Origin of the sequence: Duganella sp. SG902 (genome assembly GCF_013376005.1) — a bacterium.
Taxonomy (GTDB): domain Bacteria; phylum Pseudomonadota; class Gammaproteobacteria; order Burkholderiales; family Burkholderiaceae_D; genus Rugamonas.
On sequence record NZ_JABMJK010000006.1, the window covers coordinates 315,322 to 341,252 of the forward strand.

At 63.5% G+C, this 25,931-nt stretch carries 27 protein-coding genes; 14 read left to right on the top strand and 13 right to left on the bottom strand.

Annotated elements, in window-relative coordinates; translation table 11 throughout:
• Window positions 1-20: 20 nt before the first annotated feature.
• On the bottom strand, window positions 21-3,140 hold the full coding sequence (locus tag FHW83_RS15810; RefSeq protein ID WP_176647306.1) for an EAL domain-containing protein: 3,120 nt from the start codon (window positions 3,138-3,140) through the stop codon (window positions 21-23).
• Window positions 3,141-3,285: 145 nt separating this feature from the next.
• On the opposite strand from FHW83_RS15810, the gene FHW83_RS15815 reads away from it, so the two are divergent.
• Complete coding sequence (locus tag FHW83_RS15815) at window positions 3,286-3,795, top strand: DUF1993 family protein (protein WP_176647307.1); 510 nt, start codon at window positions 3,286-3,288, stop codon at window positions 3,793-3,795.
• A 7-nt stretch (window positions 3,796-3,802) separates the two neighbouring features.
• Here FHW83_RS15815 and FHW83_RS15820 read toward each other — a convergent pair whose 3' ends face one another.
• Together FHW83_RS15820 and FHW83_RS15825 are read right to left on the bottom strand one after the other, a co-directional pair.
• Window positions 3,803-3,991: a DUF1289 domain-containing protein gene (locus tag FHW83_RS15820; protein ID WP_176647308.1), complete on the bottom strand. Its 189-nt coding sequence runs from the start codon at window positions 3,989-3,991 to the stop codon at window positions 3,803-3,805.
• Window positions 3,988-4,542 (bottom strand): DUF1415 domain-containing protein, encoded by a 555-nt coding sequence (locus FHW83_RS15825; protein ID WP_176647309.1) that lies wholly within the window; start codon window positions 4,540-4,542, stop codon window positions 3,988-3,990. The genes FHW83_RS15820 and FHW83_RS15825 overlap by 4 nt, the downstream gene beginning before the upstream one ends.
• A 206-nt stretch (window positions 4,543-4,748) precedes the next feature.
• Here FHW83_RS15825 and FHW83_RS15830 point away from each other — a divergent pair, with 206 nt between their 5' ends.
• The 4 genes from FHW83_RS15830 (at window position 4,749) to FHW83_RS15845 (ending at window position 9,478) form a co-directional block, all read left to right on the top strand.
• The gene (locus FHW83_RS15830) at window positions 4,749-6,128 is read left to right on the top strand and encodes a transglycosylase SLT domain-containing protein (RefSeq protein WP_176647310.1); all 1,380 of its coding nucleotides are present in this window, start codon (window positions 4,749-4,751) and stop codon (window positions 6,126-6,128) included.
• Window positions 6,129-6,249: 121 nt separating this feature from the next.
• Window positions 6,250-7,041 carry an enoyl-ACP reductase FabI gene (gene fabI / locus FHW83_RS15835; protein ID WP_176647311.1) on the top strand — a complete coding sequence of 264 codons (792 nt, stop codon included), beginning with the start codon at window positions 6,250-6,252 and terminating at the stop codon, window positions 7,039-7,041.
• 179 nt (window positions 7,042-7,220) lie between these two features.
• Entirely contained in the window at window positions 7,221-7,748 is a 528-nt protein-coding gene (locus tag FHW83_RS15840; RefSeq protein WP_176647312.1) for a cyclic nucleotide-binding domain-containing protein, read from the top strand.
• A 308-nt stretch (window positions 7,749-8,056) separates the two neighbouring features.
• Window positions 8,057-9,478 carry a DEAD/DEAH box helicase gene (locus tag FHW83_RS15845; protein WP_176647313.1) on the top strand — a complete coding sequence of 474 codons (1,422 nt, stop codon included), beginning with the start codon at window positions 8,057-8,059 and terminating at the stop codon, window positions 9,476-9,478.
• A gap of 52 nt (window positions 9,479-9,530) precedes the next feature.
• Here FHW83_RS15845 and FHW83_RS15850 read toward each other — a convergent pair whose 3' ends face one another.
• The 3 genes from FHW83_RS15850 to FHW83_RS15860 all read right to left on the bottom strand — a co-directional run bounded on the left by FHW83_RS15850 (window position 9,531) and on the right by FHW83_RS15860 (window position 11,497).
• Entirely contained in the window at window positions 9,531-10,001 is a 471-nt protein-coding gene (locus tag FHW83_RS15850; protein WP_176647314.1) for a hypothetical protein, read from the bottom strand.
• Between the two features lie 79 nt (window positions 10,002-10,080).
• Window positions 10,081-11,124, bottom strand: a complete 1,044-nt coding sequence (locus FHW83_RS15855; RefSeq protein WP_176647315.1) for a DUF5694 domain-containing protein — start codon at window positions 11,122-11,124, stop codon at window positions 10,081-10,083.
• A 118-nt stretch (window positions 11,125-11,242) separates the two neighbouring features.
• Entirely contained in the window at window positions 11,243-11,497 is a 255-nt protein-coding gene (locus FHW83_RS15860) for a DUF2442 domain-containing protein (protein ID WP_176647399.1), read from the bottom strand.
• Window positions 11,498-11,617: 120 nt separating this feature from the next.
• Between FHW83_RS15860 and FHW83_RS15865 the strand changes: the two genes are divergently transcribed.
• From FHW83_RS15865 to FHW83_RS15880, 4 genes are all read left to right on the top strand, one after another.
• Entirely contained in the window at window positions 11,618-12,175 is a 558-nt protein-coding gene (locus tag FHW83_RS15865) for an RNA polymerase sigma factor (protein WP_176647316.1), read from the top strand.
• Window positions 12,176-12,200: 25 nt separating this feature from the next.
• Window positions 12,201-12,551 carry a hypothetical protein gene (locus tag FHW83_RS15870; RefSeq protein WP_229224209.1) on the top strand — a complete coding sequence of 117 codons (351 nt, stop codon included), beginning with the start codon at window positions 12,201-12,203 and terminating at the stop codon, window positions 12,549-12,551.
• A gap of 3 nt (window positions 12,552-12,554) precedes the next feature.
• Window positions 12,555-13,793: an MFS transporter gene (locus FHW83_RS15875; protein WP_176647317.1), complete on the top strand. Its 1,239-nt coding sequence runs from the start codon at window positions 12,555-12,557 to the stop codon at window positions 13,791-13,793.
• Window positions 13,794-13,895: 102 nt separating this feature from the next.
• A complete protein-coding gene (locus FHW83_RS15880; protein ID WP_176647049.1) occupies window positions 13,896-14,084 on the top strand; it encodes a hypothetical protein in 189 nt (62 codons plus the stop codon).
• 52 nt (window positions 14,085-14,136) lie between these two features.
• On the opposite strand, the gene FHW83_RS15885 is transcribed toward FHW83_RS15880, so the two are convergent.
• Entirely contained in the window at window positions 14,137-14,385 is a 249-nt protein-coding gene (locus tag FHW83_RS15885; protein ID WP_161014594.1) for a DUF3297 family protein, read from the bottom strand.
• Between the two features lie 99 nt (window positions 14,386-14,484).
• Here FHW83_RS15885 and FHW83_RS15890 point away from each other — a divergent pair, with 99 nt between their 5' ends.
• From FHW83_RS15890 to FHW83_RS15910, 5 genes are all read left to right on the top strand, one after another.
• A complete protein-coding gene (locus FHW83_RS15890; RefSeq protein WP_176647318.1) occupies window positions 14,485-14,940 on the top strand; it encodes a MarR family winged helix-turn-helix transcriptional regulator in 456 nt (151 codons plus the stop codon).
• Window positions 14,937-16,256, top strand: coding sequence for an MFS transporter (locus FHW83_RS15895; RefSeq protein ID WP_176647319.1), 1,320 nt, complete (start codon window positions 14,937-14,939; stop codon window positions 16,254-16,256). Before FHW83_RS15890 ends, FHW83_RS15895 begins: the two co-directional genes overlap by 4 nt.
• 9 nt (window positions 16,257-16,265) lie before the next feature.
• Window positions 16,266-17,228: a LysR substrate-binding domain-containing protein gene (locus FHW83_RS15900; protein ID WP_176647320.1), complete on the top strand. Its 963-nt coding sequence runs from the start codon at window positions 16,266-16,268 to the stop codon at window positions 17,226-17,228.
• A 128-nt stretch (window positions 17,229-17,356) separates the two neighbouring features.
• Window positions 17,357-18,652 carry a Glu/Leu/Phe/Val dehydrogenase gene (locus tag FHW83_RS15905; RefSeq protein WP_176647321.1) on the top strand — a complete coding sequence of 432 codons (1,296 nt, stop codon included), beginning with the start codon at window positions 17,357-17,359 and terminating at the stop codon, window positions 18,650-18,652.
• Window positions 18,653-18,730: 78 nt separating this feature from the next.
• Complete coding sequence (locus tag FHW83_RS15910) at window positions 18,731-19,963, top strand: malic enzyme-like NAD(P)-binding protein (RefSeq protein ID WP_176647322.1); 1,233 nt, start codon at window positions 18,731-18,733, stop codon at window positions 19,961-19,963.
• A gap of 91 nt (window positions 19,964-20,054) precedes the next feature.
• On the opposite strand, the gene FHW83_RS15915 is transcribed toward FHW83_RS15910, so the two are convergent.
• The 6 genes from FHW83_RS15915 to FHW83_RS15940 form a co-directional block, all read right to left on the bottom strand.
• Complete coding sequence (locus FHW83_RS15915) at window positions 20,055-20,387, bottom strand: YnfA family protein (protein WP_176647323.1); 333 nt, start codon at window positions 20,385-20,387, stop codon at window positions 20,055-20,057.
• 58 nt (window positions 20,388-20,445) lie between these two features.
• Window positions 20,446-21,042, bottom strand: a complete 597-nt coding sequence (locus tag FHW83_RS15920) for a hypothetical protein (protein WP_176647324.1) — start codon at window positions 21,040-21,042, stop codon at window positions 20,446-20,448.
• Window positions 21,035-21,481, bottom strand: a complete 447-nt coding sequence (locus FHW83_RS15925) for a GNAT family N-acetyltransferase (protein WP_229224210.1) — start codon at window positions 21,479-21,481, stop codon at window positions 21,035-21,037. Before FHW83_RS15925 ends, FHW83_RS15920 begins: the two co-directional genes overlap by 8 nt.
• Entirely contained in the window at window positions 21,478-22,719 is a 1,242-nt protein-coding gene (locus FHW83_RS15930; RefSeq protein WP_176647325.1) for a glycosyltransferase, read from the bottom strand. The genes FHW83_RS15925 and FHW83_RS15930 overlap by 4 nt, the downstream gene beginning before the upstream one ends.
• A gap of 8 nt (window positions 22,720-22,727) precedes the next feature.
• Window positions 22,728-24,548, bottom strand: a complete 1,821-nt coding sequence (locus FHW83_RS15935; protein ID WP_176647326.1) for a DUF885 family protein — start codon at window positions 24,546-24,548, stop codon at window positions 22,728-22,730.
• Between the two features lie 69 nt (window positions 24,549-24,617).
• Window positions 24,618-25,868 (bottom strand): hypothetical protein, encoded by a 1,251-nt coding sequence (locus tag FHW83_RS15940; RefSeq protein WP_176647327.1) that lies wholly within the window; start codon window positions 25,866-25,868, stop codon window positions 24,618-24,620.
• Between the last annotated feature and the right edge of the window lie 63 nt (window positions 25,869-25,931).

The window sequence follows — 25,931 nt, forward strand, 5'->3', positions numbered from 1 at the left end:
AGGCCTCCCGTGCCCAGATATTATTTTTGCCAGCGGGTGAGCATATCATCCGCCGCCAGCGGCCTGCTGTAGAAGTAGCCCTGCGCCAGGTTGCAGCCATGGCGCAGCAGGAAGGCCGCCTGCTCCTCGGTCTCCACGCCCTCCGCGATCACCGACAGGTTCATGCTCTTGCCCAGCTGGATGATCGCGATCGCGATCGCCTCGTCATTGACGTCGGTCGAGATGTCCTTGATGAAGGAGCGGTCGATCTTCAGCGTCTGCACCGGCAACTGCTTGAGGTAGGCCAGCGAGGAGTAGCCGGTGCCGAAATCGTCGATCGCCAGCGCCACGCCGATCGAGTGCAGGTCGTTGATGAAGACCATGGCGTCGCCGGTGTTCATGATCACCGACTCGGTCACCTCCAGCTGCAGGCGCTGCGGCTCCAGGCCCGTGTCGCGCAGGATGTCGGCCACCATGTTGACGATGGAGCCGCGCTCGAACTGCTTGGCCGAGAGGTTGACCGCGATCTTCGGCACATGCAGGCCGGCCTCCTGCCAGCGCACCATCTGGCGGCAGGCCTCGTGCAGCACCCATTTGCCCAGCTGGTTGATGAAGCCCGTGTCCTCGGCCAGCGGGATGAAGCGGATCGGCGGAATCAGGCCCAGTTCCGGATGGTTCCAGCGCACCAGCGCCTCCACCCCGATCAGGCGGCCGGTGTCGATCTCCACCTGCGGCTGGTAGTTGAGGAAGATCTCTTCCTTCTCGATCGAGCGGCGCAGGAAGGTCTCCAGCCGCAGGCGCTCGACGCCCTCGCCGGTCATCGACGGCGCGTAGAAGCTGAAGCCATTGCGGCCGCGCGCCTTGGCCTGGTACATGGCCACGTCGGCGTTACGGATCAGCATATTCAGATCGGAGGCGTCGTCCGGGAACAGCGAGATGCCGACGCTGCACGTCACGAACAACTCGTGGCCGGCCACCATGAACGGTTCCTCGAACATCTGCACCAGCTTTTCCGCCACCTGGCTGGCGCCGTACTGGTTGTCGATATTCTCCAGCAGGACGATGAATTCGTCGCCGCCCAGGCGCGCCAGCGTGTCGCCTTCGCGCAGGCGGTCCTGCAGCGCCTTGGCCACCTGCTTGAGCAGCTCGTCGCCGATGTGGTGGCCCAGCGTGTCGTTGACGTTCTTGAAGCGGTCAAGATCGATGAACAGCAGCGCCAGTTGTTCGCCCTCGCGCGAGGCGCGCTGCAAGGCGTGCTGCAGGCGGTCGTGGAACAGCAGGCGGTTCGGCAGCGCGGTCAGCGGATCGTGGTGCGCCAGGTGGTCCAGCTTCTCCTGCGACTCCTTGGCCTTGGTGATGTCGCTGAACACGCCGACATAGTGAGTCGCCTCGCCGCGCGTATCGCGCACCGCGCTCACGGTCAGGAACTCCAGATACAGCTCGCCGTTCTTGCGCTTGTTCCACAGCTCGCCGCGCCAGAAGCCCTTCGCCAGCTGCTCCTGCCACATCTCTTCGTAGAAGGCGGCGTCGTGCCGGCCGGAACGCGTCAGCGTGCGGTCCTTGCCGAGCGCCTCGGCCTCGGTGTAGCCGGTGATCAGCGTGAAGGCCGGATTGACCGCCACGATGGTGCCCTGCGCGTCCAGCACCACCACGCCGTCGGCGATGTGCTCGATGACGGTGGCCGACAGGCGCAGCTTCTCTTCCGCTTCCTTGCGCTCGGTGATGTCGGCGAACACCCAGATGCTGCCCTCGTTGGCGCGGTTGTGGTCGAGCGCATAGCCGCTGACCAGGCACCAGAACACGCTGCCGTCCTTGCGGCGGTACTGGCGCTCCTCGCTGAAGTAGTCGCCATGCGACAGCGAGGGGTACTGGCGCGCGCCGGACGACTCGAAGTCGAACTTGTCCAGGAACAGGATGGAGGTCGAGGCGCCGGTCATGGCGCCCGGCTCGTAGCCGAACAATTCCTCGCAGCGGCGGTTGACCGAGACGATGGAACGGTGGCGCACGAACATCACGCCGAACATCACGTTGTCCAGAATCGCGCTTTGCTCCGCCAGCAGCGCCTCGATGCGCATTTCATTGTGCTTGCGCTGGCTGATGTCGGAGATGATGCCGTCCACCCACGGCGCGTCGCGGTCGCCGTCGGGCAGCTGCGGCTGGCCGTTTTCCTGCACCCAGCGCTCGGCGCCCGAGGCGTCCAGGATGCGGTATTCGATTGCGTAGGGCTGGCCGTCGCGGATGGCCTGGCCGATCACGCGGCGCTGCTTCTTGCGGTCCTCCGGCGCGATCAGGTTGGTCCAGGAATGGGTGGTGCTGCGCATGAACTGCGCCGCCGAGTAGCCGGAGATGTCCTCGATGGCGTCGGACACGAAGTCGATCGGGCCGTCCGGGCGGAAGCGGAACACCGCGCCCGGCACCTGGGTCACGATGGTGCGGAAGCGCTCCTCGCGCTGGCCGATGTCCTCGAACAGGCGCTTGATCGCCACCCGCATCTGCTCCAGCTGCTGCGCCAAGCGGCCCAGCTCATCGCTGCCGGTGACGTCCAGGCGGGTTTCGAAATCGCCGCGCGACAGGCGGTCCGAGAAGCGCATCAGCTTGCGCAAGGGCTTGATCAGGCGAGCGTTCAGGAACAGCACGATCAGCAGCAGCGACACCATCAGCTGCGCCGCCAGCACGAACACATAGGACAGCTGCTTCTCGCGCAGCTCCTGCTGGCTGCGGGCGTCGTCCATCTCCACCATGATGCGGCCGATGCGCTCGCCGCGCACCAGGATCTCGCGCTCGGCGCGGTAGACGTTGCCGCTGGCCACGCGCGGCGAGCGCACGTGCATGAACTGGGTGTCGGCCTGGCCCACCACCTGCACCTGCAGCACCGAGCGGTCGCGCATCACCGACTCGACCAGCGAATGGGCCGACTCGGCGTTCATATTCCACAGCGATTCCTGCATGCCCAGCGCCAGGATGTCGGCATTGCGCTGCAGCGACTCATTCAGGGCGACGCGCGCCGACTGCTGCTCGTGCACGCCGATCAGCAGATAGCTGCCGATGATGGCGGGAATCACCAGCCCGCCAAACACCACCAGCAGCAGCGCGCCATAGATGGACAGACCGTACAACGCGCTCAGGCGGGCGCGCACTCGCTTATAAAGAGCACTAGTCATGCACCAGCAGCGTAATAATAAATTGGCATCATCGGTCTGAAATAGTTACTTGCTAGGAATTATGCCCGGAAAAAGTACCGGCGTGAGCAAAAATCCGCCAGCCGCGCTATGATCGCGACTCTTTTTCCCACACATAGGAATCGCCATGACCACCTTCTCCATGTACTCCGCCTCCATTCCTGTGTTCAAGCAGATTTTGAACAGCCTGCACGCCATCCTGGACAAGGCCGAGGCCCACGCCGCCGACAAGAAGATCGATCCGGCCGCGCTGCTGCAATACCGCCTGTTCCCGGACATGCTGCCGTTCACGCGCCAGATCCAGATCGCCTGCGATTTCGCCAAGGGCGCGGCGGCGCGCCTGGGCGGCCAGGAAGTGCCGTCGTATGAAGACAAGGAAGCCACGTTCGCCGAGCTGAAGGCGCGCATCGTCAAGACGCTGGCCTACATCGACAGCGTGCCGCAGGCGCAGATCGAGGGCAGCGAAGGCCGCGCCATCACCACCGGCAGCGGCGAGAAGACCAAGCACTTCGTCGGCCAGACCTACCTGTTCCACTACGCGCTGCCGCACTTCTACTTCCACGCCACCACCGCCTACGACATCCTGCGCCACAACGGCCTGGAAATCGGCAAGAAGGACTTTATCGGCACCTATTGATCAAATATCAAGTATTGCGGCGCGGGTAGCCCTGCGCCAGGATGCGCTGCCAGACCACCTCCTTCTGTTCGGCGCTCATGGCCACCCAGTGCGCCACCTCGACCACCGTGCGGCCGCAGCCGCGGCAGATCTCGTCGAAGGTGGTCGAGCACACCGCCACGCAGGGGGTGTCGGGACGGATCGGCAGGTCGCTCATGGCTTCTCCATGAGTTTGTCCCAGCCGTCGTGGCCGAGCTGCTCCAGCTTCTCGATATTCTTCTCGAAAATATCGGACGCGTCCGGGAAGGCCTCGACCGCGCGGTCGATGCTGTCCTCGCGCAGCAGGTGCAGCGTCGGGTACGGCGAGCGGTTGGTGTAGTTGCCGATGTCGTTCTTGTCGGTGTCGGCGAACTGGTAGTCCGGGTGGAAGCTGGCCACCTGCAGGAAGCCGTCCAGGCCGAGATCCTCCAGCGCGGCGTCGGCCACGTCGAGGAATTCGTTGTAGTCGAAGAAATCGGTCAGCACATGGGGATGGATCAGCAGCGTGGTGTCGATCTTTTCCGGATCGGCGTCGGCCAGGTGCTGTAGCTCCTCCATCAACTTTTCCAGCAGCTCCTCCGGCGTTTCCGCCTCGCTGACCACGTAACGCACCTGCCGCTTGACGTGCACCGCCTTGGCGAACGGGCACAGGTTCAGGCCGATGACAGCCTTCTCCATCCAGTGAACGGTGTCGGCGATGACCACGTCGCGATCGATGGGACTACTCATATTGCAATTCCTCAGTTTCAATGACTACTCAAAAGCAGGATTGTACGCAAATTTGCTGCGATCTCGCTCTTATTTCCCGGGAACTGTTGCATATAAGAATTTGTCATAAGGGTGACATATTCCTTGACTCGCCCGGATGACCTTCGTACACTCCACGTTTAATTCATAGTCCACGCGACGTTTCTTATCGCTAACCATGGAAAACTATGCAAGCACGAATTCCTAAATCTGCCGCCCTCGCCGCACTGCTCGCGCTGCTCGCGCCGGTGCTGGCCCAGGCGCATGACGAGGCGCCGGGCCTGCCGACGGTCACCACCGCGCTGTCCCCCCTGCCGAAATCCCCCATCCCCGATGTCTCCTCCCTGAAAATCGCCAAGCCGGCCAAGATGGTCGACGAAGAGGCGTTCCGCGAGAAGGACGTCTGGGGCCGCATCCGCAGCGGCTACGCGATTCCCGATGTGAACAACGAGCTGGTGGCCAAACACATCAACTGGTACGCCACCCGCCCCGATTACATCGCCCGCACCACCGCGCGCGCGTCGCTGTACCTGTTCCACGTGGTGTCCGAGCTGGAAAAACGCGGCATGCCGACCGAGCTGGCGCTGCTGCCGTTCATCGAGTCCGCCTTCAACCCGACCGCCGTGTCCAGCGCCAACGCCGCCGGCATGTGGCAGTTCGTGCCCGGCACCGGCCGCGACTTCAACCTCAAGCAGGACGCCTTCAAGGACGAGCGCCGCGGCATCCTGGCCTCGACCGACGCCGCCCTGACCTATCTGCAGCGCCTGTACGACATGTTCGGCGACTGGCAGCTGGCCCTGGCCGCCTACAACTGGGGCGAGGGCTCGGTGCAGAAAGCCATCAAGCGCAACCAGGCCGCCGGCAAGCCGACCGACTTTGAAAGCCTGGCCGACCTGATGCCGGCCGAAACCCGCAATTACGTGCCCAAGCTGCAGGCGGTCAAGAACATCGTGGCCAACCCGCAGCAGTTCGGCCTGAACCTGCCGGCGATCGACAATTCGCCCTACTTCACGGCGGTCGACAAGACCAGCGACATCGACCTGACCGTGGCCGCCCACCTGGCCGAGCTGTCGGTGGACGAGTTCAAGGCGCTCAATCCGCAGTTCAAGCGCCCGGTGATCGTCGGCGGCGAGGACACCAAGATCCTGCTGCCGAAGGAGAACGCCGAGAAGTTCCACATCAACCTGGCGCAGTGGAGCAAGGAGTTGTCGACCTGGAGCACGCACAAGATCACCAGCGCGCGCGAATCGATCCGCTCGCTGGCCTCGCGCTTCCACACCTCGCCCGAGGTGATCCGCCAGGCCAACAATATTCCGCAGAACTCGGTGCTGAAGGCCGGCTCCACCATTCTGGTGCCGAAGATCTCGGCCTCCGCCGGCGGCAACATCGGCGCCGACGTGGCCGACAACGCCACCGTGGCGTTCGAGTCCGAGAGCGACAAGTCGGCCGCCAAGGGCTACAAGCGGGCCAAGGCCGGCAAAGCGGACAAATCCAGCCCGGTCGCGCTGGTCAAGGCGCGCGTGCCGCGCGACGCCAAATCCCAAAAACACCGCAAGAGCAATCAATGACAAAGGTTGCAGTCGCGGCCTAGTCGCCCTACAATCTCGGTCTTAAAAAAACACAACCCACCTGCCGTGCCAGCCAGCCCACCGGGCAAGCGAGCGCACGGCGGTCGCACCCGGAGTCCCTATGGCGTTCTTGCAAGGCAAAAAAATCCTCATCACTGGTTTGCTGTCGAACCGTTCCATCGCTTACGGCATCGCCCAAGCCTGCAAACGCGAGGGCGCCGAACTGGCGTTCACCTACGTCGGCGAGCGCTTCAAGGACCGCATCACCGAATTCGCCGCCGAATTCGGCAGCAAGCTGGTGTTCGACTGCGACGTCGGCAGCGACGAGCAGATCGAGGCGCTGTTCGCCGACCTGGGCAAGAGCTGGGACCATCTGGACGGCCTGGTGCACGCGATCGGCTTCGCGCCGCGCGAGGCCATCGCCGGCGAATTCCTGGATGGCCTGACCCGCGAGAACTTCCGCGTCGCGCACGACATCTCGGCCTACAGCTTCCCGGCGCTGGCCAAGGCCGCGCTGCCGCTGCTGAAGGAAGGCTCGTCGGTGCTGACCCTGTCCTACCTGGGCGCGGTGCGCGCCATCCCCTACTACAACACCATGGGCCTGGCCAAGGCCTCGCTGGAGGCGTCGGTGCGCTACCTGGCGGAAAACCTGGGCAAGAAAGGCATCCGCTCGAACGGCATCTCGGCCGGCCCGATCAAGACTCTGGCCGCGTCCGGCATCAAGGACTTCGGCAAGCTGCTGGGCTTTGCCGCCTCGCACGCGCCGCTGCGCCGCAACGTCACCATCGAGGAAGTCGGCAACACCGCCGCCTTCCTGCTGTCCGACCTGGCCTCGGGCATCACCGGTGAGATCACCTACGTCGACGGCGGCTTCTCGCACGTCATGGGCCTGAACGCGGAAGACTACCAGTAAGCCGGTCCCGCCCCCAGCCCGCATAAAGCCCTGCTCGCAGGGCTTTTTTCTTATCCGGAAGATATCTTCCCGCGCGAAAAAAGCTTATACTTTCTGGAAGTAAAAATAACATCATACTAGGGCAGCAAGTGAATCGAAACTCTTCCGTCGATCAACTGATCGCGCCGGACCAGACGCGCATGCGCAAAGTGCTTTTCATCCTCAGCGAGCTGGAGGATGAGGACGTGGAATGGATCGCCAACAACGGCGACCGCCTGCGCTACCCGGTCGGCGCCGACATCATCGCCTTCAACAGCCACGTCGACAGCGTGTATTTCGTGCTGGACGGCACCTTCTCCGTGCTGAGCGGCGCCGGCGAGCAGATCGTCGAGCTCAGCAGCGGCGAGATCATCGGCGAGATGTCGCTGGTCGACCCGGCCCGCACCAGCGCCTCGGTGCGCGCCAACGAGGGCGCGGCCGCGCTGCGCCTGTCGCACGCGCGCCTGCGCGAGAAGCTGGCGGCCGACGCGCCGTTCGCCGCGCGCTTCTACCGCGCGCTGTCGGTGTTCCTGGCGGCGCGCATGCGCCAGACCACGCGCCGCTTCGGCTACGGCAATGCCGACCAGCAGCCGGCGCCGCAAACCGACGAGATCAGCGAGGAAATGCTGGCCAAGGCCCACCTGGCCAGCCTGCGTTTTGAGCGCCTGTTGAAGCGCATGGCCAGCTGAACTATACAAGCGCGTCAAACTAGGGCATAATAACGGCCTTGCGCTGAAATCCCCGTGTCGGTTGATAGCAATTCGATACCAAAGATTCAGCCAGTGATAGTTAAGCAGCTACGCAAGCCTCACAGCGCATCATCCGGATGCCCTTATAAAGCCCTCCCGCCTCTGGTGTCGTTGATCTGACACCGTCCCGGCGCAAAGCTTTTGTGCCGAAATTTCTTTCGATTCTGATTGAGTCATTTCGTTTTGGTAGGCGTTGCTATTTCGCGTTCCGCTTCGGCGTGGACGCTGCATTTTTACGAAAGAAAAGCATGACATTTGAAGCACTAGGTCTCAACACGTCCATCCTCAAAGCCCTGACCGACGCCGGCTACACCGCGCCGACTCCCGTTCAGCAGCAGGCCGTCCCCGCGGCGATCGCGGGCAAGGACTTGTTGGTATCCTCGCAAACCGGTTCCGGCAAGACTGCGGCGTTCATGCTGCCGTCGCTGCACCGTTTGGCCTCCATCGAGCCGGCCGCCGCCGGCAAGACCCCGAACCAGGAAATGCAAGCCGCCCGTGCGCGCGGCGAGCGTCCACGTTTTAAAGCAGCCCAGCCAAAAATGCTGGTGCTGACCCCGACCCGCGAACTGGCGCTGCAAGTCACCACCAACACCGACAAATACAGCGTCAACCTGCGCCGCATCAAGGCCGTGTCGATCCTGGGCGGCATGCCCTACCCTAAGCAGATGCAACTGCTGGCCAAGAATCCCGAGATCCTGGTGGCCACCCCTGGCCGCCTGATCGACCACATGGAATCGGGCAAGATCGACTTCTCGCAACTGGAAATCCTGGTGCTGGACGAGGCCGACCGCATGCTGGACATGGGCTTCATCGACGATATCGAGAAAATCGTCGCCGCGACTCCGGAAGGCCGCCAGACCATGCTGTTCTCGGCCACGCTGGACGGCGTGGTGGGCAACATGGCGCGCCGCATCACCAAGGACCCGCAGATCATCCAGATCATGAGCGCGGCCAACAAGCATGAGAACATCACCCAGCGCGTGCACTTCGTCGACGACCTGTCGCACAAGAACCGCCTGCTGGACCACCTGCTGCGCGACGAGACCATGGCCCAGGCCGTGGTGTTCACCGCCACCAAGCGTGACGCCGACACCATCGCCGACCGCCTGAACATCGCCGGCTTCTCGGCCGCCGCGCTGCACGGCGACATGCACCAGGGCGCGCGCAACCGCACCCTGGACAGCCTGCGCCGCGGCCAGGTCAAAGTGCTGGTGGCCACCGACGTCGCCGCGCGCGGCATCGACGTGCCGACCATCACCCACGTGTTCAACTACGACCTGCCGAAGTTCCCCGAGGACTACGTGCACCGCATCGGCCGCACCGGCCGCGCCGGCCGCAACGGCCTGGCGATCTCGCTGGTGAACCACGCCGAGGGCATGCACGTGAAACGCATCGAGCGCTTCACCAAGCAAATGATCCCGGTGAACGTGATCGAAGGCTTCGAGCCGAAGAAAACCAGCTTCCCGCCACGTTCCTCGCGTCCGGGCGGCTGGAAGCCGGGCGACAACCGCGGCGGCAACAAGCCAGGCCAGCGCTCGTTCAGCAAGCCAGGCGGCGCGCCGCGCCGTGACGGCGTCACCGGCTCGAACGAAGGCTACAAGGGTCCCGGCTTCAAGGCCAACAACCCGTACAACAGCGACCGTCCACGCCGCAGCTACGGCGACCGTTAATCCGGTCAGCGCGTGAACAAACGGCCGCCAGAGCAATCTGGCGGCCGTTTTTTTAGTTCCTGGCCCGCGTCGACAGCGCCACGATGGCGGCGCCGGCGGCGACGATCAGCGCGTCCTCGATCAGGCCGCTGCGGGTCTGGCCGATGCTGGCCATCGCCCGCTTGCGCCCGGCCAGCGTGAGGTAGGCCAGCGGCACGGCGGTGGCCACCGCGAGCGCCGCGCCGGACGGCTCCTTGCCGCGCGGCGCCAGCGCGGCGCCGGCGATGCCCGCGCTCATCACGCGCGCCAGCAGGCCGAGAAAAACCGTGCGGTCGGGCGCGGTCTTCATCTTGTCGCCGACCAGTTCGCCGGCGCCCATGGCCAGCGCGCCGAGTTTGAACAGCGGCTTGTCCAGCAGCACCAGCTTGCCGCTGGTCTGGCGGTCGGCCAGCCGCGCCATGGCGATGGTGGCCATCGGCGTCATCGAGCGCGCGCTGGCCACGGCGCCGATCAATGCGGAAGGAAGCAGGCTGCGAGCGGTCATCGTGATCTCCGGTGATGGTATGGATGACTTCACTTTACGGGCTATCGCGCATCGCCTCCGTTAGACACCTAGCATAGGCTTACTTCAAAACGGTCGCCACGTCGACAATATCCACGCCTTGCAGCTGCCCCAGCCAGGCGTCGAACCACGGTTTGTGGGTGACGCCGACGATGGACAGCACGCGCGCGCCGGGGCGTTCGCGGAAGGTTTCGCGGATGTTGGCCACCATGCGCAGGTTGCGGATTTCCCAGCCAGCCACCCACATCTGCGGATAGCCTTCGGGCGACGCGGCGCGCAGGGCGGCGCGCACGTTGCCGTCGGCGCGCACCAGCAGATCGGCCGGGTGGTTGATCTGGCGGTACAACGGCAACAGGTCGGGCTCCAGCGCCATGGCGTCGTAACGCTGGTCCTGCGCCTGCAAGGCCGCGCCACCGGCCTTCCACGCCGCCTCCACCGAGCGGCCGAACGCCTTCTCGTCCGCCACCGCGATGAGGTCGCCAGTGTGATTGTCGACCTGATGCACCCGCTGCAGGCCAAGGCGCGCGGCCAGGCGGGCGGCGATCTGATAGTCCTCGTTGCGATTGCCGGCGAGTTGAGTGAGCTTGTTGACCAGGGCGGCGTCGAGCCCATCCCCCGCGCGGCGTTCGGTTTCCGGCAGCTGCAGCCACTGCACATAGGCCGAGGCGCGGTCGTTGGCCGCCAGCAGCAGCGCGGCCAGATGGCGGCGCTGCGCCGGCGTCGGCCGCGCCGGCCAGGTTTTGAAGGTCTTGTGTACCTCGGCGATGGCCGCCGTGAGGTCCAGTCCGGTGGCGGCTTTGGCGTCATCGGTCGGCGCGCAGTAGTCGGGGTCGTACCTGGCCGGTTGGCGCGCGGCCAGATCGCACTCCTCGCCCGGCAATGACTCGATGGTGATGATATCGGGCTTGAAGGCTTCCAGCCGCTTCAGCACGCCGTCCAGCGCGGCGGGGTTGAAGGTCTTCGGCAATTGGCTCAAGTGCACCGTGCCCAACACCAGCACCTGCGACCGCGCCCCGGCCATATCCCGGTCCAGCGCCGACAAATCGCCCTGCGCCTGCGCCGCCAGCGGCAGCGCCAACCCCAAAATGAAACGCCACTTGCCCATTTCGCCTCCTTACATTGAAAGAACCGCCAGTGTAAGCAAGCACAAGCCACGCCTCGGCCAGTTTTAGACAGAACGCCGATTCAATACCCCGAAATGCCAAAAATGCAGCATTTTCAAGTCACTTCAAGATCCATTCCCCATTGCGGCGTATCTGATCATGCATCGCGTCCGGCGCCAAGTCCAGCTCACCGGGCCAGGTGACTACACCTTCGGTAACCGATACCCGACTGAACTCGGCCGGGTTGCTGAGGCGAGCGAAAACGCCACGGAATGCGGACGGCATGAATTTGACCAAGCCCTCCACGCCATCCCTAAATCGAACCCGCAGGGCATGATCGCCCTCCGGTCGCACATCGATAACGTCCCAGTTCATCACGATTTACTCCAAGTCGCACAAGATTCGGTGCCTTAGGTGATAGGCTACCACGTTGGCATAATTGTTCCTTTAAGCGTAGGCGCACAATAATCGGCGTTCTGGATCGTCCTCCAGTCTATGACTGCACCAATAACAACATCTGAGCAAGATCAGGACATCACCGAGACTGTGTTGCGCGAGCGTTCGCGGTTGTGGAACTTCATCCGCCGCCGGGTGGCCGACCAGACCGACGCCGACGATATCCTGCAGGACGTGTTCTACGAGTTCACCCAGGCCTACCGCCTGCCCGACCCCATCGAGCAGGCCAGCGCCTGGCTGTTCCGCGTGGCCCGCAACCGCATCATCGACCGCTTCCGCAAGAAGAAGGAAGTCGCGTTGGACGACCTCGCCCCCTGCGACGAGGACGACGACTGCCGCCTCGACCTGCTGCTGCCCTCGCCCGACGCCGGCCCCGAGGCCGCCTACGCCCGCGCCATGCTGCTCGAGGAACTGCAGCTCGCGCTGGACGAACTCCCCGCCAACCAGCGCGAGGTCTTCATCGCGCACGAGCTCGATGGCGTCAGCTTCAAGGAGATGGCCGCGCAAACGGGCGTCTCCATCAACACCTTATTGGCGCGCAAGCGCTACGCCGTGCTTTATCTGCGCCAGCGCCTGCAAACCCTGTATGACGAATGAAAGATTGAAAGGAGGTATTTGTAAAATGCGTCACCATGACCTGAGCTACAAGAAATTCAAACTGATGAAGGGCCTCTTCATCCTTGCCGCCGCCGGTGTGCTGGGCCTGATTGTGATGGCCCTGTGGAACTGGCTCATCCCGGCGATCTTCCCCGGCGCCAATGCCGTGAATTATTGGCAATCGGTCGGATTGCTGCTACTCTGCCGCATCCTGTTCGGCGGTTTCCGCGGCCATCACCGCGACTGGCACGAGAAGCGCGAACACTGGCAGCGCTGGCAAGCCATGACGCCCGAGGAGCGCCAGGCCTTCTTCAAGCACCGCGCCAACTTCTGCCGCCCTGATCGCGCCGCACCGCCACCTGAATCGAAAGAATAACGCATGCAAAAAACACCAGCGCCGCCGTTCAGCGGCTATCAAAAACAAGTGGTGGCCATGCTGGCCTTCCTGCAGTTCGCCGTCATCCTCGACTTCATGATCATGTCGCCGCTGGGTGCCGTCATCATGCCGGACCTGAAAATCGCGCCCGCGCAGTTCGGCCTGGTGGTGTCGGCCTACGCCTTCAGCGCCGGCCTGTCCGGCCTGCTGACGGCCGGCTTCGCCGACCGCTACGACCGCAAGAAGCTGCTGCTGTTCTTCTACACCGGCTTCATCGTCGGCACCGTCTGGTGCGGCCTGGCGCAGAGCTTCGAAAGCCTGCTGGCCGCGCGCGTGTTCACCGGCCTGTTCGGCGGCGTGATCGGCTCCGTGGTGCTGGCCATCTCCACCGACCTGTTCCCGCCGCAGATGCGCGGCCGCGTGATGGGCCTGATCCAGACCGCGTTCGCCGCCAGCCAGGTGCTGGGCATCCCGGCCGGCATCTACCTGTCCAACCAGTGGAACTGGCATGTGCCGTTCATGGCCATGGCCGCCTTCGGCCTGGCCGGCGGCCTGTTGGTGGCGTGGAAGCTGCAGCCGGTGAACGCCCACCTGGCCCAGCCGCAGGAACACAGCCCGTTCATGCACCTGTTCCACACCGTGACGGAAAAGCGCTACCTGCTGGCCTTCTGCGTGACCGCCCTGCTGACCACCGGCGGCTTCATGCTGATGCCGTTCAGCAGCGCCTACATCGTCAACAACATGGGCATCGACCTGCATCATCTGCCGACCGTGTACCTGGTCACCGGCCTGTGCACCATCTTCATCGGCCCGATGATCGGCCGCGCGGCCGACGCCTTCGGCAAGTTCCGCGTGTTCCTGTTCGGCACCGCGCTGTCGATCGCCATGGTGCTGATCTACACCCACCTCGGCCACGTTCCGCTGTGGATGCTGGTGGTGGTCAATTCGGTGATGTTCGTCGGCATCTTCTCGCGCATGATCCCGTTCCAGGCCATTTCCTCGACCGTGCCCAGCATGACCCAGCGCGGCTCGTACAACGCCATCAGCGCCTCGATCCAGCAGTTGGCGGGCGGCGTGGCGTCGGTGGTGTCCGGTCACATCGTGACCCAAGCCGCCGATGGCCGCCTGCAGCATTTCGACACCGTGGGCTACGTGGTGGTGGCCACCTCGCTGGTGGCGACCACGCTGCTGTGGCGTCTGCAGCGCGGCCTCCCAAGCGCGGCGGCGGCGCGCCCGGCTTAAGGTAGAATCAATTTTATTGCCGCACGGCACTATTTCGAATTATAATAATTTCAGTTAGTCGTAATCCACCACCAACTATCTGAATCGAAAAGGGAGAAGTGCATGAATTCCAGAAATATGGATGCCGCCTGTCTGCGCGCACTGCGCCGCCGCGGGCATTCCGACGCCAGTATTGCCGCCATGACGCCGGAGGAAGCGTTTTGCGAGTATTGCGCCTACCACGGGATCATGAACCTGTCGCCGTCCACGCTGGCCATGCTGGACAAGCTGCGCGGCGAAGCCGGCAAATAAGAAAAGCCACCGTCAAGGTGGCTTTTTTGTTGAGCGCTGAGCTCGCTACCGATTAACGGTAGAACGGCTCGACCGTGCCTTTCAGCTTGATCAGCATGGGGTTGCCCTTGCGATCCAGCGCCTTGCCGGCCGGGACCTTGATCCAGCCTTCGCTGATGCAGTATTCATCCACATCGTTGCGCTCTTTGCCGTTGAAGTTGATGCCGATGTCGTGTTCGAACACGGCGGCAACGTGGAATTTGCTGCGCGGATCGATCGACAGGCGGTCCGGCAGGGGTGGGAGTTGAGTAGTATCGTTCATCCCGCCATTATATCGCACACCACACGCTGATACGATAATCCTTGCCATATACTTGTTTACTCAAGTATTATTCAAGGAATACTCAACCAAGGACTTGCTATGGACGAACCCACCCCGATCAGCCCCAGCCTCGAATTCACCCTGCGCCTGGCGCGCGCGCAAGCCACGCTGGTGCGCCGCTTGGACCAGGTGCTGGGCGGCTACCACGGCATCAGCTTCAGCGACTTCATGCTGCTGCACTACCTGAACCGCGCGCCGGGCGGCCGATTGCGCCGCGTCGACCTGGCCGAGCGCCAGGGCCTGACCGCGTCCGGCGTCACCCGCACCCTGCTGCCGCTGGAAAAAATCGGCTTGGTCGAACGCCAGCAGGACCCGCGCGACGCCCGCGTGGCCTATGCCGCCATCACCGCCACCGGCCGCGAGATGCTGACCAACGCCACCACCGTGGCGGACCAGATCAGCAAGGACCTGCTGCGCAGTTGTCCGCCGGCGCAGTTCGATGACATCAGCAACGCGCTGGCGCTCATCGCCGGCATGAACGCCTCCAACTCATGAACGCGCTCAAACAGGATGCCAACTTCAACTGGCTGATGCGTGGCGGCGCCATCTCCGCGCTGGGCGACCAGTTGACCATGATCGCCCTGCCCTGGCTGGTGCTCAAGCTGACCGGCGACACACTGGCCCTCGGCCTGGTGATCGCGCTGATGAGCGTTCCGCGCGCGGTGTTCATGCTGATCGGCGGCGCGCTGGTGGACCGCCACTCGCCCAAGCGCGTGCTGATGCTCACCAAGTACATCAACGCCGCGCTGCTTGCGCTGCTTACGCTGCTGGTGCTGAACGTCTCGGCCATGCCCACCGTGGCCTTGGGTTCATCGCTGTCGCTCACCGTGGCGGTGACGCCGCAACTGGCGCTGCAGGTGATCTATGTGCTGGCGTTCGGCCTTGGACTGGCGCAGGCGTTCGCCATGCCATCCGGGATGTCCATCATGCCGCTGGCGATCGCGCCCGAGCACCTGCAGGCGGCCAACGGCATGATGATGGGGCTGCGCCAGGTCACCATGCTGGCCGGGCCGCTGCTGGCGGCCGCCCTGCTGGCGATCAGCGGCGGCGACGCCGGCGATGGCGCGTTGCACGACGCGCACGGCCTCGCGCTGGCCTTCGGCTTCGATTGCCTGAGCTATCTGGTGTCCGCGTGGACGCTGTCCAGGGTGACGCTGCGCACGTCCGGCGCTACCCCGGCGGCCGCGCCGCAATCGGTGCTGCGCTCCGTCGGCGCCGGCCTGCGCATGGTGTGGGACGACGTGCCGATGCGATTGTGCTTCATCTACTGGGGCACCGTGTCGCTGTTCATCGGCGGCGCGATGCAGGTGGCGATACCGGTGCTGGCGAGCGAACTGCATGGCGCATCCACGCTGGGCCTCATCATGGGCGCGCACGGCGCCGGCACGCTGCTTGGCATGGGCGTGGCCGCGAAACTCGGTCAACGCCTGCGCTTCGCCAGCTTCGGCGCGATGATACTGGCGGTGGACGCCATCGCCGGCCTGCTGCTTGCGCCCATGGGGATGCTGCACGCGGTCTGGCAGGTGTCGCTGCTGATGCTGGCACTCGGCCTGCTGACCGGCTACATCCAGATCAAGGTCTTCACCTGGATACAGCAACGCGTGCCGCCGCACATGATGGGCCGTGCCATGAGCATCTTCATGTTCATCTTCATGGGTCTGGCGCCGTTGTCGGCGGCGGCCACGGGATGGTTGCTCACCTTGATCACGCTGTCGCAATTGTTCCTTGGCGGTGGCATCATACTGGTGCTGTTCGCGGCGGGCGCCTATCTGTTCACGCCGATCCGCGGCATCACCGCCAACGCATCATAAGGAAAACGCATGGAAACCAAATGGCTGGAAGACTTCATCTCACTGGTGGAGACCAATAACTTCAGCCGCTCGGCGGCGCTGCGCCACGTAACGCAGCCCGCCTTTTCGCGCCGCATACAATCGCTGGAAAACTGGCTCGGCACGGACCTGATCGACCGCACCTCCTACCCCACGCGCCTGACGCCGGCCGGCATCGTGTTCTACGAGCAGGCGCTGGAGATGCTATCGAAGATCAACGGCGCGCGCGAGATGCTGCGTTCCAAGCGCGCGGCCGCGCAAACCAGCATCGACCTCGCGGTGCCGCACACCTTGTCGCTGACCTTCGTGCCGAAGTGGCTAACCAAACTCGAAGAAGACTTCGCGCCGATCCGCAGCCGCCTGATGGCGCTCAACGTCCACGACGCCGTGCTGCAACTGGTGGAAGGCGGCTGCGACCTGCTGCTGTGCTATCACCATCCGCGCCAGCCGGTGCAGCTGGATCCAGGCCGCTACGACATGCTGGTGCTGGGCCGCGAGTCGCTGCGCGCCTACGCCCGCTGCGATAAAAACAAGGTCCCGGAATTCACCCTGCCCGGCACCAAGCGCGCGCCGCTGCCCTTCCTCTCCTACACCAACAACGCCTATCTCGGACGCATGGTGGAGCTGATACTGAGCGACGCGAAAACCCCGCTGCACCTCGAGCCGCACTACGAAACCGACATGGCCGAAGGCCTGAAGATGATGGCGCTGGAGGGACGCGGCGTCGCCTTCCTGCCCGAATCCGCCGTCACGCGCGAGCTCAAACAAAAGCAGCTGGCGCGTGCCGACGGCGACACCTCGGACTGGGAAATCGAGATGGAGATCCGCCTGTACCGCGAGCGTCCGTCGTCGCAGCGTCGCGGCAAGCCGATCGTCGAGCGGCTGTGGGAATTCCTCGAATCGCAGCAAAAACACAGCGGCCGAAAACGCCAGATTCCGGTATCGGAGCGCTAACTATGCATTTTTTGCATAGCCGAATGCGCATACAGCATTGGCCGCTCTAAAGGCTACAGGCCTATGATTCGTCCACTTGAGCGCTGCCACGAGCAGCGTTCATTAACGAATCCACGGGAGCCTTGAGCATGACCAACGTACCAGCACAACACGCACTGCCTTCCTACCTCAACGCCGAAGACCTCGGCCCATGGGGCGTCTACCTGCAGCAAATCGACCGCGTTACCCCGCACCTCGGCAACCTGTCGCGTTGGGTCGAAACCCTCAAGCGCCCGAAACGCATCCTGACCGTTGACGTGCCGATCGAGCGCGACGACGGCAGCATCGCCCACTACGAAGGCTACCGCGTGCAGCACAACATGTCGCGCGGCCCGGGCAAAGGCGGCGTGCGCTTCCACCAGGACGTGACCCTGTCCGAAGTGATGGCGCTGTCGGCGTGGATGACGGTGAAGAACGCCGCCGTCAACGTGCCATACGGCGGCGCCAAGGGCGGCATCCGTGTCGATCCGAAGACCCTGTCGCGTGGCGAACTGCAGCGCCTGACCCGCCGCTACACCAGCGAAATCAGCCTGATTATCGGCCCTAACAAAGACATCCCCGCACCGGACGTCAACACCAACGAACAAGTGATGGCATGGATGATGGACTCCTACGCCATGATCGAAGGTAATCTGTCGACCGGCGTGGTGACCGGCAAACCAATCTCGCTGGGCGGCTCGCTGGGCCGCCGCGAAGCGACCGGCCGCGGCGTGTTCGTGGTGGGCCGTGAAGCCGCCGCCAAGCGCGGTGTGGCGATCGCCGGCGCCCGCGTCGCGGTGCAAGGCTTCGGCAACGTCGGCGGCGTGGCCGCGACCATGTTCGCGGAAGCCGGTTCCAAAGTGATCGCCGTGCAGGATCACACCGCCACCGTGGTGCATCAAGGCGGCCTGGATATCGCCCGTCTGCACAAGCACGTGGCGGAAACCGGCGGTGTCGCCGGCTTCCCGGGCGCCGAAGCGGTACTGGATCGCGACGCGTTCTGGGACGTTGAATCCGACATCCTGATCCCGGCCGCGCTGGAACAGCAGATTACTGCGGCTAACGCGTCGCGTATTCGCACCAAAATCATCCTGGAAGGCGCCAACGGCCCGACCACGCCGGAAGCGGACGACATCCTGACCGACAAGGATGTGCTGATCGTTCCCGACGTGCTGGCCAACGCGGGTGGCGTAACCGTGTCATACTTCGAGTGGGTACAAGATTTCTCCAGCTTCTTCTGGACCGAGGATGAAATTAATGCCCGCTTAACCCGCATCATGCAAGATGCATTCAATGCAGTATGGACCGTAGCGCAGGACAAGAAAGTCACGCTGCGAACCGCCACCTTCATCCTCGCTTGCACCCGTGTGTTGCAAGCCCGTGAAGTGCGTGGTCTGTATCCATGATGTACTGAATTCCCAGAAGTTTGCGCCTGCACCGGCTTTCGCCGTGCGGGCGTTTTTCGCATTTGTAAGGAACAGAATATGAGCACCATCGAACAAAAAGCACTGGCCTACCACCGCGCGGGCAGCGCGGGCAAAATCGCCATCGAAATCACCAAGAGCGTGAGCACGCAGGAAGACCTGGCGCTGGCTTACTCGCCGGGCGTCGCCGCGCCGTGCGTGGAGATCAAGCGCGAGCCGGCCAAGGCTTACGAATACACCGCCAAGGGCAACCTGGTGGGCGTCATCACCAACGGCAGCGCGGTGCTCGGTCTGGGCAACATCGGCGCGCTGGCCGGCAAGCCGGTGATGGAAGGTAAAGTAGTCCTGTTCAAAAAATTCGCCGGCATCGACGCGTTTGACATCGAGATCGACGAGAGCGATCCGGATAAACTGGTGGACATCATCGCCGCCCTGCATCCGACCTTCGGCGGCATCAACCTGGAAGACATCAAGGCGCCGGAGTGCTTCTACATCGAGCGCAAGCTGCGCGAGCGCCTGTCGATTCCGGTGTTCCATGACGACCAGCACGGCACCGCCATCGTGGTTGGCGCGGGCATGCTGAACGCGATCGAAATGACCGGCCGCGATATCGCGACGGTGAAAATCGTCTGCTCCGGCGCCGGCGCGGCGGCCATGGCTTGCCTGGAACTGCTGGTGGACCTGGGCGCGCAGCGCAAGAACATCTACGTCTGCGACAGCAAAGGCGTGCTGACCACCGCGCGCAACCTGGACGGCGAAAAAGCCGCATGGGCGCAGGACACCACCGCCCTAGCCCTGTCCGACGTGATGGAAGGTGCGGACGTATTCCTCGGCGTGTCCGGTCCGGGCGTGTTGTCGCAGACCGACATCCAGCGCATGAAGGCGCAGCCTATCGTGTTCACGCTGGCGAATCCGGAACCGGAACTGCGTCCGGAACTGGTGCGCGAAGTGGCGCCTGATGCCATCATCGCCACCGGCCGTTCGGATTATCCGAACCAGATCAACAACGCACTGTGCTTCCCGTACCTGTTCCGCGCCGCGCTGGACTCGGGCGCGACCACCATCAACCAGGAAATGAAGCGCGCCTGCGTGGTGGCGCTGGCCGACATGGCGCGCAGCGATGCACGCTTCAGCAAGGACTACATCGTCCCGGGCCTGCTGGATCCTCGCCTGCTGAGCGGCGTGACGCCAAAGATCGCCACCGCCGCCTGGCGCAGCGGAGTCGCCCGCAAGCAGCTGGTGGAACTGGAATACGCTGACGACCTGAAGGACCTGGCGGAGTCGCTGCTCTAAGCCGGGCAACACAAGCATCCATTAACGTTGAGCGCCGCCGCTTGCTCCATGTGGCAAGCGGCGGCTATAAATAAGATGTGCGAGTTTCGTGCTATCGCTCAGGTTGTAATGCAATGACAGCCATGCCTGACAAGGCCAACACTGCGCCAAGCGCGTCGAAGCGTGTCAGCGCCACACCGTCGACGAACCTGAGCCACAACAGCGCGACGCAAATGTACGCACCGCCATACGCGGCATAGGTACGTCCCGCCGCTGCGGGATGCAGCGTAAGCAGCCACGCAAAAACCGCGAGCGACACCGCCGCCGGCACAAACAGCCAGGCGGATTTTCCTTGCTTCAGTACGAGCCAAGGCAAATAGCAGCCGATAATCTCGGCCAACGCCGTCACAAAAAACAGCGCCGCGAGTTTAAGAAGTTCCGTCATTTCTCCCCCGGCCATCTGCCAAGCCTCATGTACACCTTCTGACCTGCCTCGCCCGCAATCACTTTCTCGCCTTTCGCGCTTCGTTGAAGGAGCTAATCATTTGCGCTTCCGTTTTCCTTGCTTCCTCCAGCGTCGGCACATCCAACTCCGATCGCAACATATCAGGAACGTTGGGATCGACAGTTGCCAGCTGCGGTGGCAGGAATGCTCTCTTGGATTGATACTGGGTCCCGAAGCGTTGCGGACGGCCTATAGCAAGCAGGAATCTGTCAAGGCTCGCGGCGGCCAGCCACTTCGCTTTGTTCTCCCCTTTGCTGATAGCGATGACGCAAAGATCGTGCGCCAAGAGGTAGTCATCCGGCGTACTCGCATGCTGCAGCACCATGGCCGCATGGTAGTAGGCGGTTCCGTCGCCGAGCGGGCCTGCGGCGAGCAATTGCTTAACACGGAGCTCTCTCCGTTCATCCCGGATGCCGATCGCTTCCCAGTCCAGCACCTGACCAGACGAGGAATCCCGGTCTGCCTGATCTTCTTTATAGAGCTTCGCAAGCTCATTGGAGGTTGCCGACAGATCCACCGCAATCGCCACGTGGGCGACGCCAGCGAACACCGTTCCAGCGACCATACGCATCAGATTTTTACTCAGTTCAGACATGCTGAATCCTTTTCGCGAGCATATAGAAAACATCGCTTCCTTCTAGCCGTTCCTGAGTCCAGCCTTGTGCGGCATAGAATTGGCTGGCCCTCGTGTTCGCGCCGGTGCTCAATCGAACGCATTCCGCGCCTTGCTCGAACAGCCAGCCGGTCGCCAAATCCAGCAGTCGCTTGCCGAGGCCTCGTCCCTCATATTCCGGCGCGATGAACAGCGCCCAGATCGACGCATCGGTTTTGTTCGCGTAGCTGAATCCCACGACCTGCCCATCGATTTCCGCCACCCAGCCGCGCCCCAGCAACTCAAGATAGTCTTCGTACATTTGCGGCGTGATGCGGCCCGGATTGGAAAGGACGTTCTCGCGAACCGCCAGCCGGACCGCCGACATCGCGGGAATATCATGCGAAGTGGCGCGGCGAAAAAGCGCCAAGGATTCTGTCATGCGATTCTTTCGTTGATTAGCCGGATGGCGGTGGCGACACCATCTTCGGCCGCCATCGCGCGCGCGACCTCCGCCGCCCGAATTTGCATCCCAGGCCGCAGCGCCTTGATGCGCGCCGCGAGCTGTTTGGCGGTGATGCTGCTGCGGTGCGCCGCTTTACCCGCGATGCCAAGCCGCCTCAATTCCTTGCCCCAGTGCTCCTGCTCGCTGATGTGGGCCACCACCACCGACGGCTTGCCCGCCAGCGTCGCCGACTGCGTCGTGCCAGCGCCGCCGTGGTGCACCACCGCCGCGCAGCGCGGAAAAATCAGATGATGCGGCGAAGCGCTCACGTACAGGATCTGGTCAGTCGACCGGAAGCCGCATGCCGCCGCGTCATGCGTCTGAATGATGGCTCGGCATCCGGCCAGACTGGCCGCCTCGGTGAACAAGCGAAGGCTCTCGCTCTGATTGCCGATCTCGCGCGGCGTCCAGCTGCCAAAAGTCATGTACACCGGCGGCGCGCCTGCGGCGAGGAAGCGCTCAACCGCCTCCGTCAGCCGTCCCTCCAGCTGCATATTCGGCATGTCAAGGAAACCGCACACCTGCAACGACGGCGCCCAATCCGGCTGCCTCATGCAAATTTGCGGACTCACCGCCACCAGCGTAAGCCACGACGACAACCACACCTGCGTGACGAAATCCCCGGTCGGCGCCATGCCCAACCGCGCGCGCAGACGGTCCGGATACGGGCTGGCCGCCTTGTGCAAGGCCCACCTGCTCAACCACCACAGGAAGCCCTGCCCGAACGGCAAGCCCGTAGGATGGCTATGCGCGCTCGGTATCGCCACATGCGACAGCAATACGCTCACATACGGCTTGCCGGCCTGCTCCGCCGCCACCTGCAAGGGATACATAAAGTAATGCCCGATCAGCAGGTCCGATTCCGCAGCCAGCGCCAGTGCCGCCGCGAACATTTCCTCTTCGGAGGGCACAAAGCAGCGATCCAGCAGCATCCGCATTTGTGTCAGCGGATTGCGCATCTCCAGCGCCGCCATGCCGATCTTCTCCGCCTCCTCCGGTCCATTCACCGGCGATCCCACCACGCGGAGCCTCACACCCGCCGCCGATGCCACGCCCGCGTAAATATCACTATCGACGCAGGTGATCACCAGCGTCACTTCATGCCCCGCCAGTTGCAAGCCCTCCGCCAAGGCCAGGAAAGGCCGGATATCGCCGTGGCTGCCCCACGTTTGCATTCCTATCTTCATGCCTGCTTGCGCTTCGCCACCCAATCGTTGATCACGCGCTCCAGCACCGACAGCGGCAAGGCGCCATGCGACAGCACCTCGTTGTGGAACTGCTTGAGGTCAAACTTATCCCCTAGCTCCCGCTTCGCCTGCTCGCGCAAGGCCAGGATCTTCAGCATGCCGACTTTGTACGCCAAAGCCTGGCCGGGATTGACGAAGTAGCGCTCAACCTCCGCCGTCACATCGCCTTCCGCCATGCCGGTGTTATCCATCATGTAGCTGATGGCCTGCTCGCGCGTCCAGTGCTTGTAGTGGATGCCGGAATCGACCACCAGCCGCGTGGCGCGCATCATCTCGTCGCGCAGGCGGCCCAGGTTATCCAGCGGATCCTTCTCGAAGCCCAACTCGTACGCCAGCCGTTCCGCGTACAGCGCCCAGCCTTCCTGATACGCGGTGAACGGCACCACGCGGCGGAAGAACGGCACGCCCTGCAGCTCCTGCGCCAGCGTGATCTGGAAATGGTGGCCCGGTATGCCTTCGTGATAAGCCAGCGTGCGCATGGCGAACTTCGGCGTGTCGCCCGGATTGCGCATGTTCGCATAGAACACGCCCGGACGGGTGCCGTCGAACGCGCCCGGCATGTAGTAGGCGCCCGGCGCGGTCGCCTCCGATGATGGCGGCACCTGCTCCACCTTCACGCCCAGCTTGGGACGGATATCGAACGCGCCATCGAGCCCCTTGTTCACCTCATCGAGTATCGCCTGGTATTGCGCCAGCATGGCATTCTTGCCCTCGGGCGTATTCGGATACTGCTGGGCGGGCGTGCGCGCCAACTGCTGCACGCGCGCGCCGATGCTGCCATCGCCGAGGCCTTGCGACTTGAGGATGGCGTCCATTTCCGCGCTCACGCGCGCCACTTCCGCCAGCCCCAGTTCATGCACCTGTTGCGGCGTCATGTTGGTGGTGGTGTGCATGCGCACGGCCCAGGCGTAGAACGCATCGCCGTTCGGCAGGCTCCACGCGCCATTGTTTTCCTTGGCCTTGGGCTCCAGCGCGGTAAAGTAGCTGATCAAACCGTGGTAGGCCGGGTACACCTGATCCTTCACAGCCGCGGCGGCGGCGGCCAGCAGGCGGGTACGCGTCCCGGCGTCCATTTCCGCCGCCGGAATCTTGTCCAGTTTCGCCTTGAAGCTGACGTACAGCGGATGCTGCTCCGGCGCCATCGCGATCATGCCGTTCATCTGCTTGAGCACCTTCTCCACCGTGAAGCGCGGCGGCAGAATGCCGCGCGATTCGCGCAGGCGCAGGCCTTCGGCCAGTTGGGTAAATTTGGTCGGGAACAGTTTCAGGCGCGCGATGTAGTTCTCCGCCTCCGCCTTGCTGCCTACCTGGTGCACCTGCACCATGAAGTCCGGCAGCGCGCTTTGCACGCCCTGCATCTGGTTGACCGGGAAGTTATGCTTGTCGTACGGCTCGCCGTCGACCTGGATCTGCAGGAAGTAAGTCAGCGTGTCGTAGGAGAGTTGGCCTTCGCGGTCCAGCTTCTCGCGGTCGTACTGCTTGATGGTGGCCAGGCTGTTCTTCATCAGGTCCACCATCTTCTGCTCGTGGGCCGGCGACGCGTCATCCAGCCTGGCGCTGTAGAAGTCCGCCCAGCCGGGCAGGATGCGCATTGACGACAGCATCTCGGGACTATCGATGGCGAATGCGGCGAACACCTTGGTGTAGAACCAGTCCAGCTTCAGCGGCTTGAAGTAAATGGTGTGGACGATCAGGGCCGCCACCACCAGTACCACCGAGGCCAGCGCGATCGCCAGCCACTTGAATGCACGTTTCATGCAGCACCCTCCCCATCGTCATAATTATTTTTCAATTATGTAATGGGCAACGTGCCGCTTGCAAGTGATTTAACGGCTCCGCGTGACGTTGATGGCCAGCAGCCGGTTGTCGTCGCCAACCAGCAGCACGGCGTGGTCGGCAAACAGCGTCTGGCGGAAGATCGGCGTTGGTCCGAGCAAGGCACGGCCCGGCAAGGTGAAACGCAATACCGTCTGCGCCTGCGCAGACAGCGGCTCCGTGCCCACCGCATAATCCGCCAGCACCAGCACGTCGCCAATCGCGTCGCCAGGATTGAACGCGCCAACCACGCTGCCTGCGATGGTGATGCCGCCACTGAAGGCATGCGCATCGATCTCCGAGGTGCGCACATTGCCGGCCCACTTGCCGGACAAGGACTCCTGCGTCAGGTCGGTGCGCCCGGCAGCCAGCACGGGCGCGCCATTGTTATCGACCGCCACACCCATGATGCCGCCGCTGCTGGTGGTCGTCGCTTTGCCGTTCCACAGCACGCCCATCTTGCCGGCCGTGTTGAGCGCGACCGGATAGGGTTGAGACCCGCCGGTATTGATGGACCGGATAGCCGGGGCACCGGCGCCCCTGGCCCACATGGCCAGCATGCCGCCGCCCCCTTCCATCCACCCCGCGAGCACAGCGCCGTTTGCCGCCGCCACGCGCGGATGCAAGGCGGACGTGGAAATCATGAACGGTGGAGTGAGTTGCCTGCCGTTGAAATCGAATTTGCACAGCTTGAGCACATACTGCGTCTTGTCGGTGACCGGCAGCAGCGAAAAGGTGGTGGCCAGCCAAAAGCCGTTACCATCCGCCGCGCCGCCATTCTCGGCGGCGGCATATTCGGTGCTGGAAGTCGCCGCCACAGGCGGATAGAGATTGGTGGCGCCGCCAAGCAGTTTGGCTTGCGCGTCAAAGCGCAGCAAGGCCGTGCCCTTGGCGGCTTGCACCATGACGAAGCCATCGGGCGACGGCATCATCAGCCAGTCGCCCGTATAGCCGGCGGCCAGCGAGAAACCATAATCGGTGCTGGACACCAGCTTGCCCTGCTTATCCAGCACACTCAGACGCGTGCCCGCATACACCGGCTGGCCGTTGGTGGTAACGAAGGAGTCGGAACGCGAGCGCACCACGATGTGGTCACCAACCACCAGCGCGTCGGACATGCCGGCCAGCGAGCCAACGGTGACGGTATCGGAAACGGTGATGGGGGCAGCGGCCGCAGAGCCAGTGGCGGTTCCAGAGGAGGAGTTGGAACCGCCACCGCAAGCGCTCAGCACCGCAAAGACAAAGAGAAGAAAGACACGCATGCAGCCAGTATAAGAAGAAAAACAACTTCCCCCTACACCGCCCGCATGGCCTGGCGAGCCAGC

What these genes read in the sequence shown, in the direction of transcription:
- FHW83_RS15810 (WP_176647306.1), bottom strand. Translation starts at nt 3,140, where the DNA reads ATGACTAGTGCTCTTTATAAGCGAGTGCGCGCCCGCCTGAGCGCGTTG.
- FHW83_RS15815 (WP_176647307.1), top strand. Translation starts at nt 3,286, where the DNA reads ATGACCACCTTCTCCATGTACTCCGCCTCCATTCCTGTGTTCAAGCAG.
- FHW83_RS15820 (WP_176647308.1), bottom strand. Translation starts at nt 3,991, where the DNA reads ATGAGCGACCTGCCGATCCGTCCCGACACCCCCTGCGTGGCGGTGTGC.
- FHW83_RS15825 (WP_176647309.1), bottom strand. Translation starts at nt 4,542, where the DNA reads ATGAGTAGTCCCATCGATCGCGACGTGGTCATCGCCGACACCGTTCAC.
- FHW83_RS15830 (WP_176647310.1), top strand. Translation starts at nt 4,749, where the DNA reads ATGCAAGCACGAATTCCTAAATCTGCCGCCCTCGCCGCACTGCTCGCG.
- fabI (WP_176647311.1), top strand. Translation starts at nt 6,250, where the DNA reads ATGGCGTTCTTGCAAGGCAAAAAAATCCTCATCACTGGTTTGCTGTCG.
- FHW83_RS15840 (WP_176647312.1), top strand. Translation starts at nt 7,221, where the DNA reads ATGCGCAAAGTGCTTTTCATCCTCAGCGAGCTGGAGGATGAGGACGTG.
- FHW83_RS15845 (WP_176647313.1), top strand. Translation starts at nt 8,057, where the DNA reads ATGACATTTGAAGCACTAGGTCTCAACACGTCCATCCTCAAAGCCCTG.
- FHW83_RS15850 (WP_176647314.1), bottom strand. Translation starts at nt 10,001, where the DNA reads ATGACCGCTCGCAGCCTGCTTCCTTCCGCATTGATCGGCGCCGTGGCC.
- FHW83_RS15855 (WP_176647315.1), bottom strand. Translation starts at nt 11,124, where the DNA reads ATGGGCAAGTGGCGTTTCATTTTGGGGTTGGCGCTGCCGCTGGCGGCG.
- FHW83_RS15860 (WP_176647399.1), bottom strand. Translation starts at nt 11,497, where the DNA reads ATGAACTGGGACGTTATCGATGTGCGACCGGAGGGCGATCATGCCCTG.
- FHW83_RS15865 (WP_176647316.1), top strand. Translation starts at nt 11,618, where the DNA reads ATGACTGCACCAATAACAACATCTGAGCAAGATCAGGACATCACCGAG.
- FHW83_RS15870 (WP_229224209.1), top strand. Translation starts at nt 12,201, where the DNA reads ATGCGTCACCATGACCTGAGCTACAAGAAATTCAAACTGATGAAGGGC.
- FHW83_RS15875 (WP_176647317.1), top strand. Translation starts at nt 12,555, where the DNA reads ATGCAAAAAACACCAGCGCCGCCGTTCAGCGGCTATCAAAAACAAGTG.
- FHW83_RS15880 (WP_176647049.1), top strand. Translation starts at nt 13,896, where the DNA reads ATGAATTCCAGAAATATGGATGCCGCCTGTCTGCGCGCACTGCGCCGC.
- FHW83_RS15885 (WP_161014594.1), bottom strand. Translation starts at nt 14,385, where the DNA reads ATGAACGATACTACTCAACTCCCACCCCTGCCGGACCGCCTGTCGATC.
- FHW83_RS15890 (WP_176647318.1), top strand. Translation starts at nt 14,485, where the DNA reads ATGGACGAACCCACCCCGATCAGCCCCAGCCTCGAATTCACCCTGCGC.
- FHW83_RS15895 (WP_176647319.1), top strand. Translation starts at nt 14,937, where the DNA reads ATGAACGCGCTCAAACAGGATGCCAACTTCAACTGGCTGATGCGTGGC.
- FHW83_RS15900 (WP_176647320.1), top strand. Translation starts at nt 16,266, where the DNA reads ATGGAAACCAAATGGCTGGAAGACTTCATCTCACTGGTGGAGACCAAT.
- FHW83_RS15905 (WP_176647321.1), top strand. Translation starts at nt 17,357, where the DNA reads ATGACCAACGTACCAGCACAACACGCACTGCCTTCCTACCTCAACGCC.
- FHW83_RS15910 (WP_176647322.1), top strand. Translation starts at nt 18,731, where the DNA reads ATGAGCACCATCGAACAAAAAGCACTGGCCTACCACCGCGCGGGCAGC.
- FHW83_RS15915 (WP_176647323.1), bottom strand. Translation starts at nt 20,387, where the DNA reads ATGACGGAACTTCTTAAACTCGCGGCGCTGTTTTTTGTGACGGCGTTG.
- FHW83_RS15920 (WP_176647324.1), bottom strand. Translation starts at nt 21,042, where the DNA reads ATGTCTGAACTGAGTAAAAATCTGATGCGTATGGTCGCTGGAACGGTG.
- FHW83_RS15925 (WP_229224210.1), bottom strand. Translation starts at nt 21,481, where the DNA reads ATGACAGAATCCTTGGCGCTTTTTCGCCGCGCCACTTCGCATGATATT.
- FHW83_RS15930 (WP_176647325.1), bottom strand. Translation starts at nt 22,719, where the DNA reads ATGCAAACGTGGGGCAGCCACGGCGATATCCGGCCTTTCCTGGCCTTG.
- FHW83_RS15935 (WP_176647326.1), bottom strand. Translation starts at nt 24,548, where the DNA reads ATGAAACGTGCATTCAAGTGGCTGGCGATCGCGCTGGCCTCGGTGGTA.
- FHW83_RS15940 (WP_176647327.1), bottom strand. Translation starts at nt 25,868, where the DNA reads ATGCGTGTCTTTCTTCTCTTTGTCTTTGCGGTGCTGAGCGCTTGCGGT.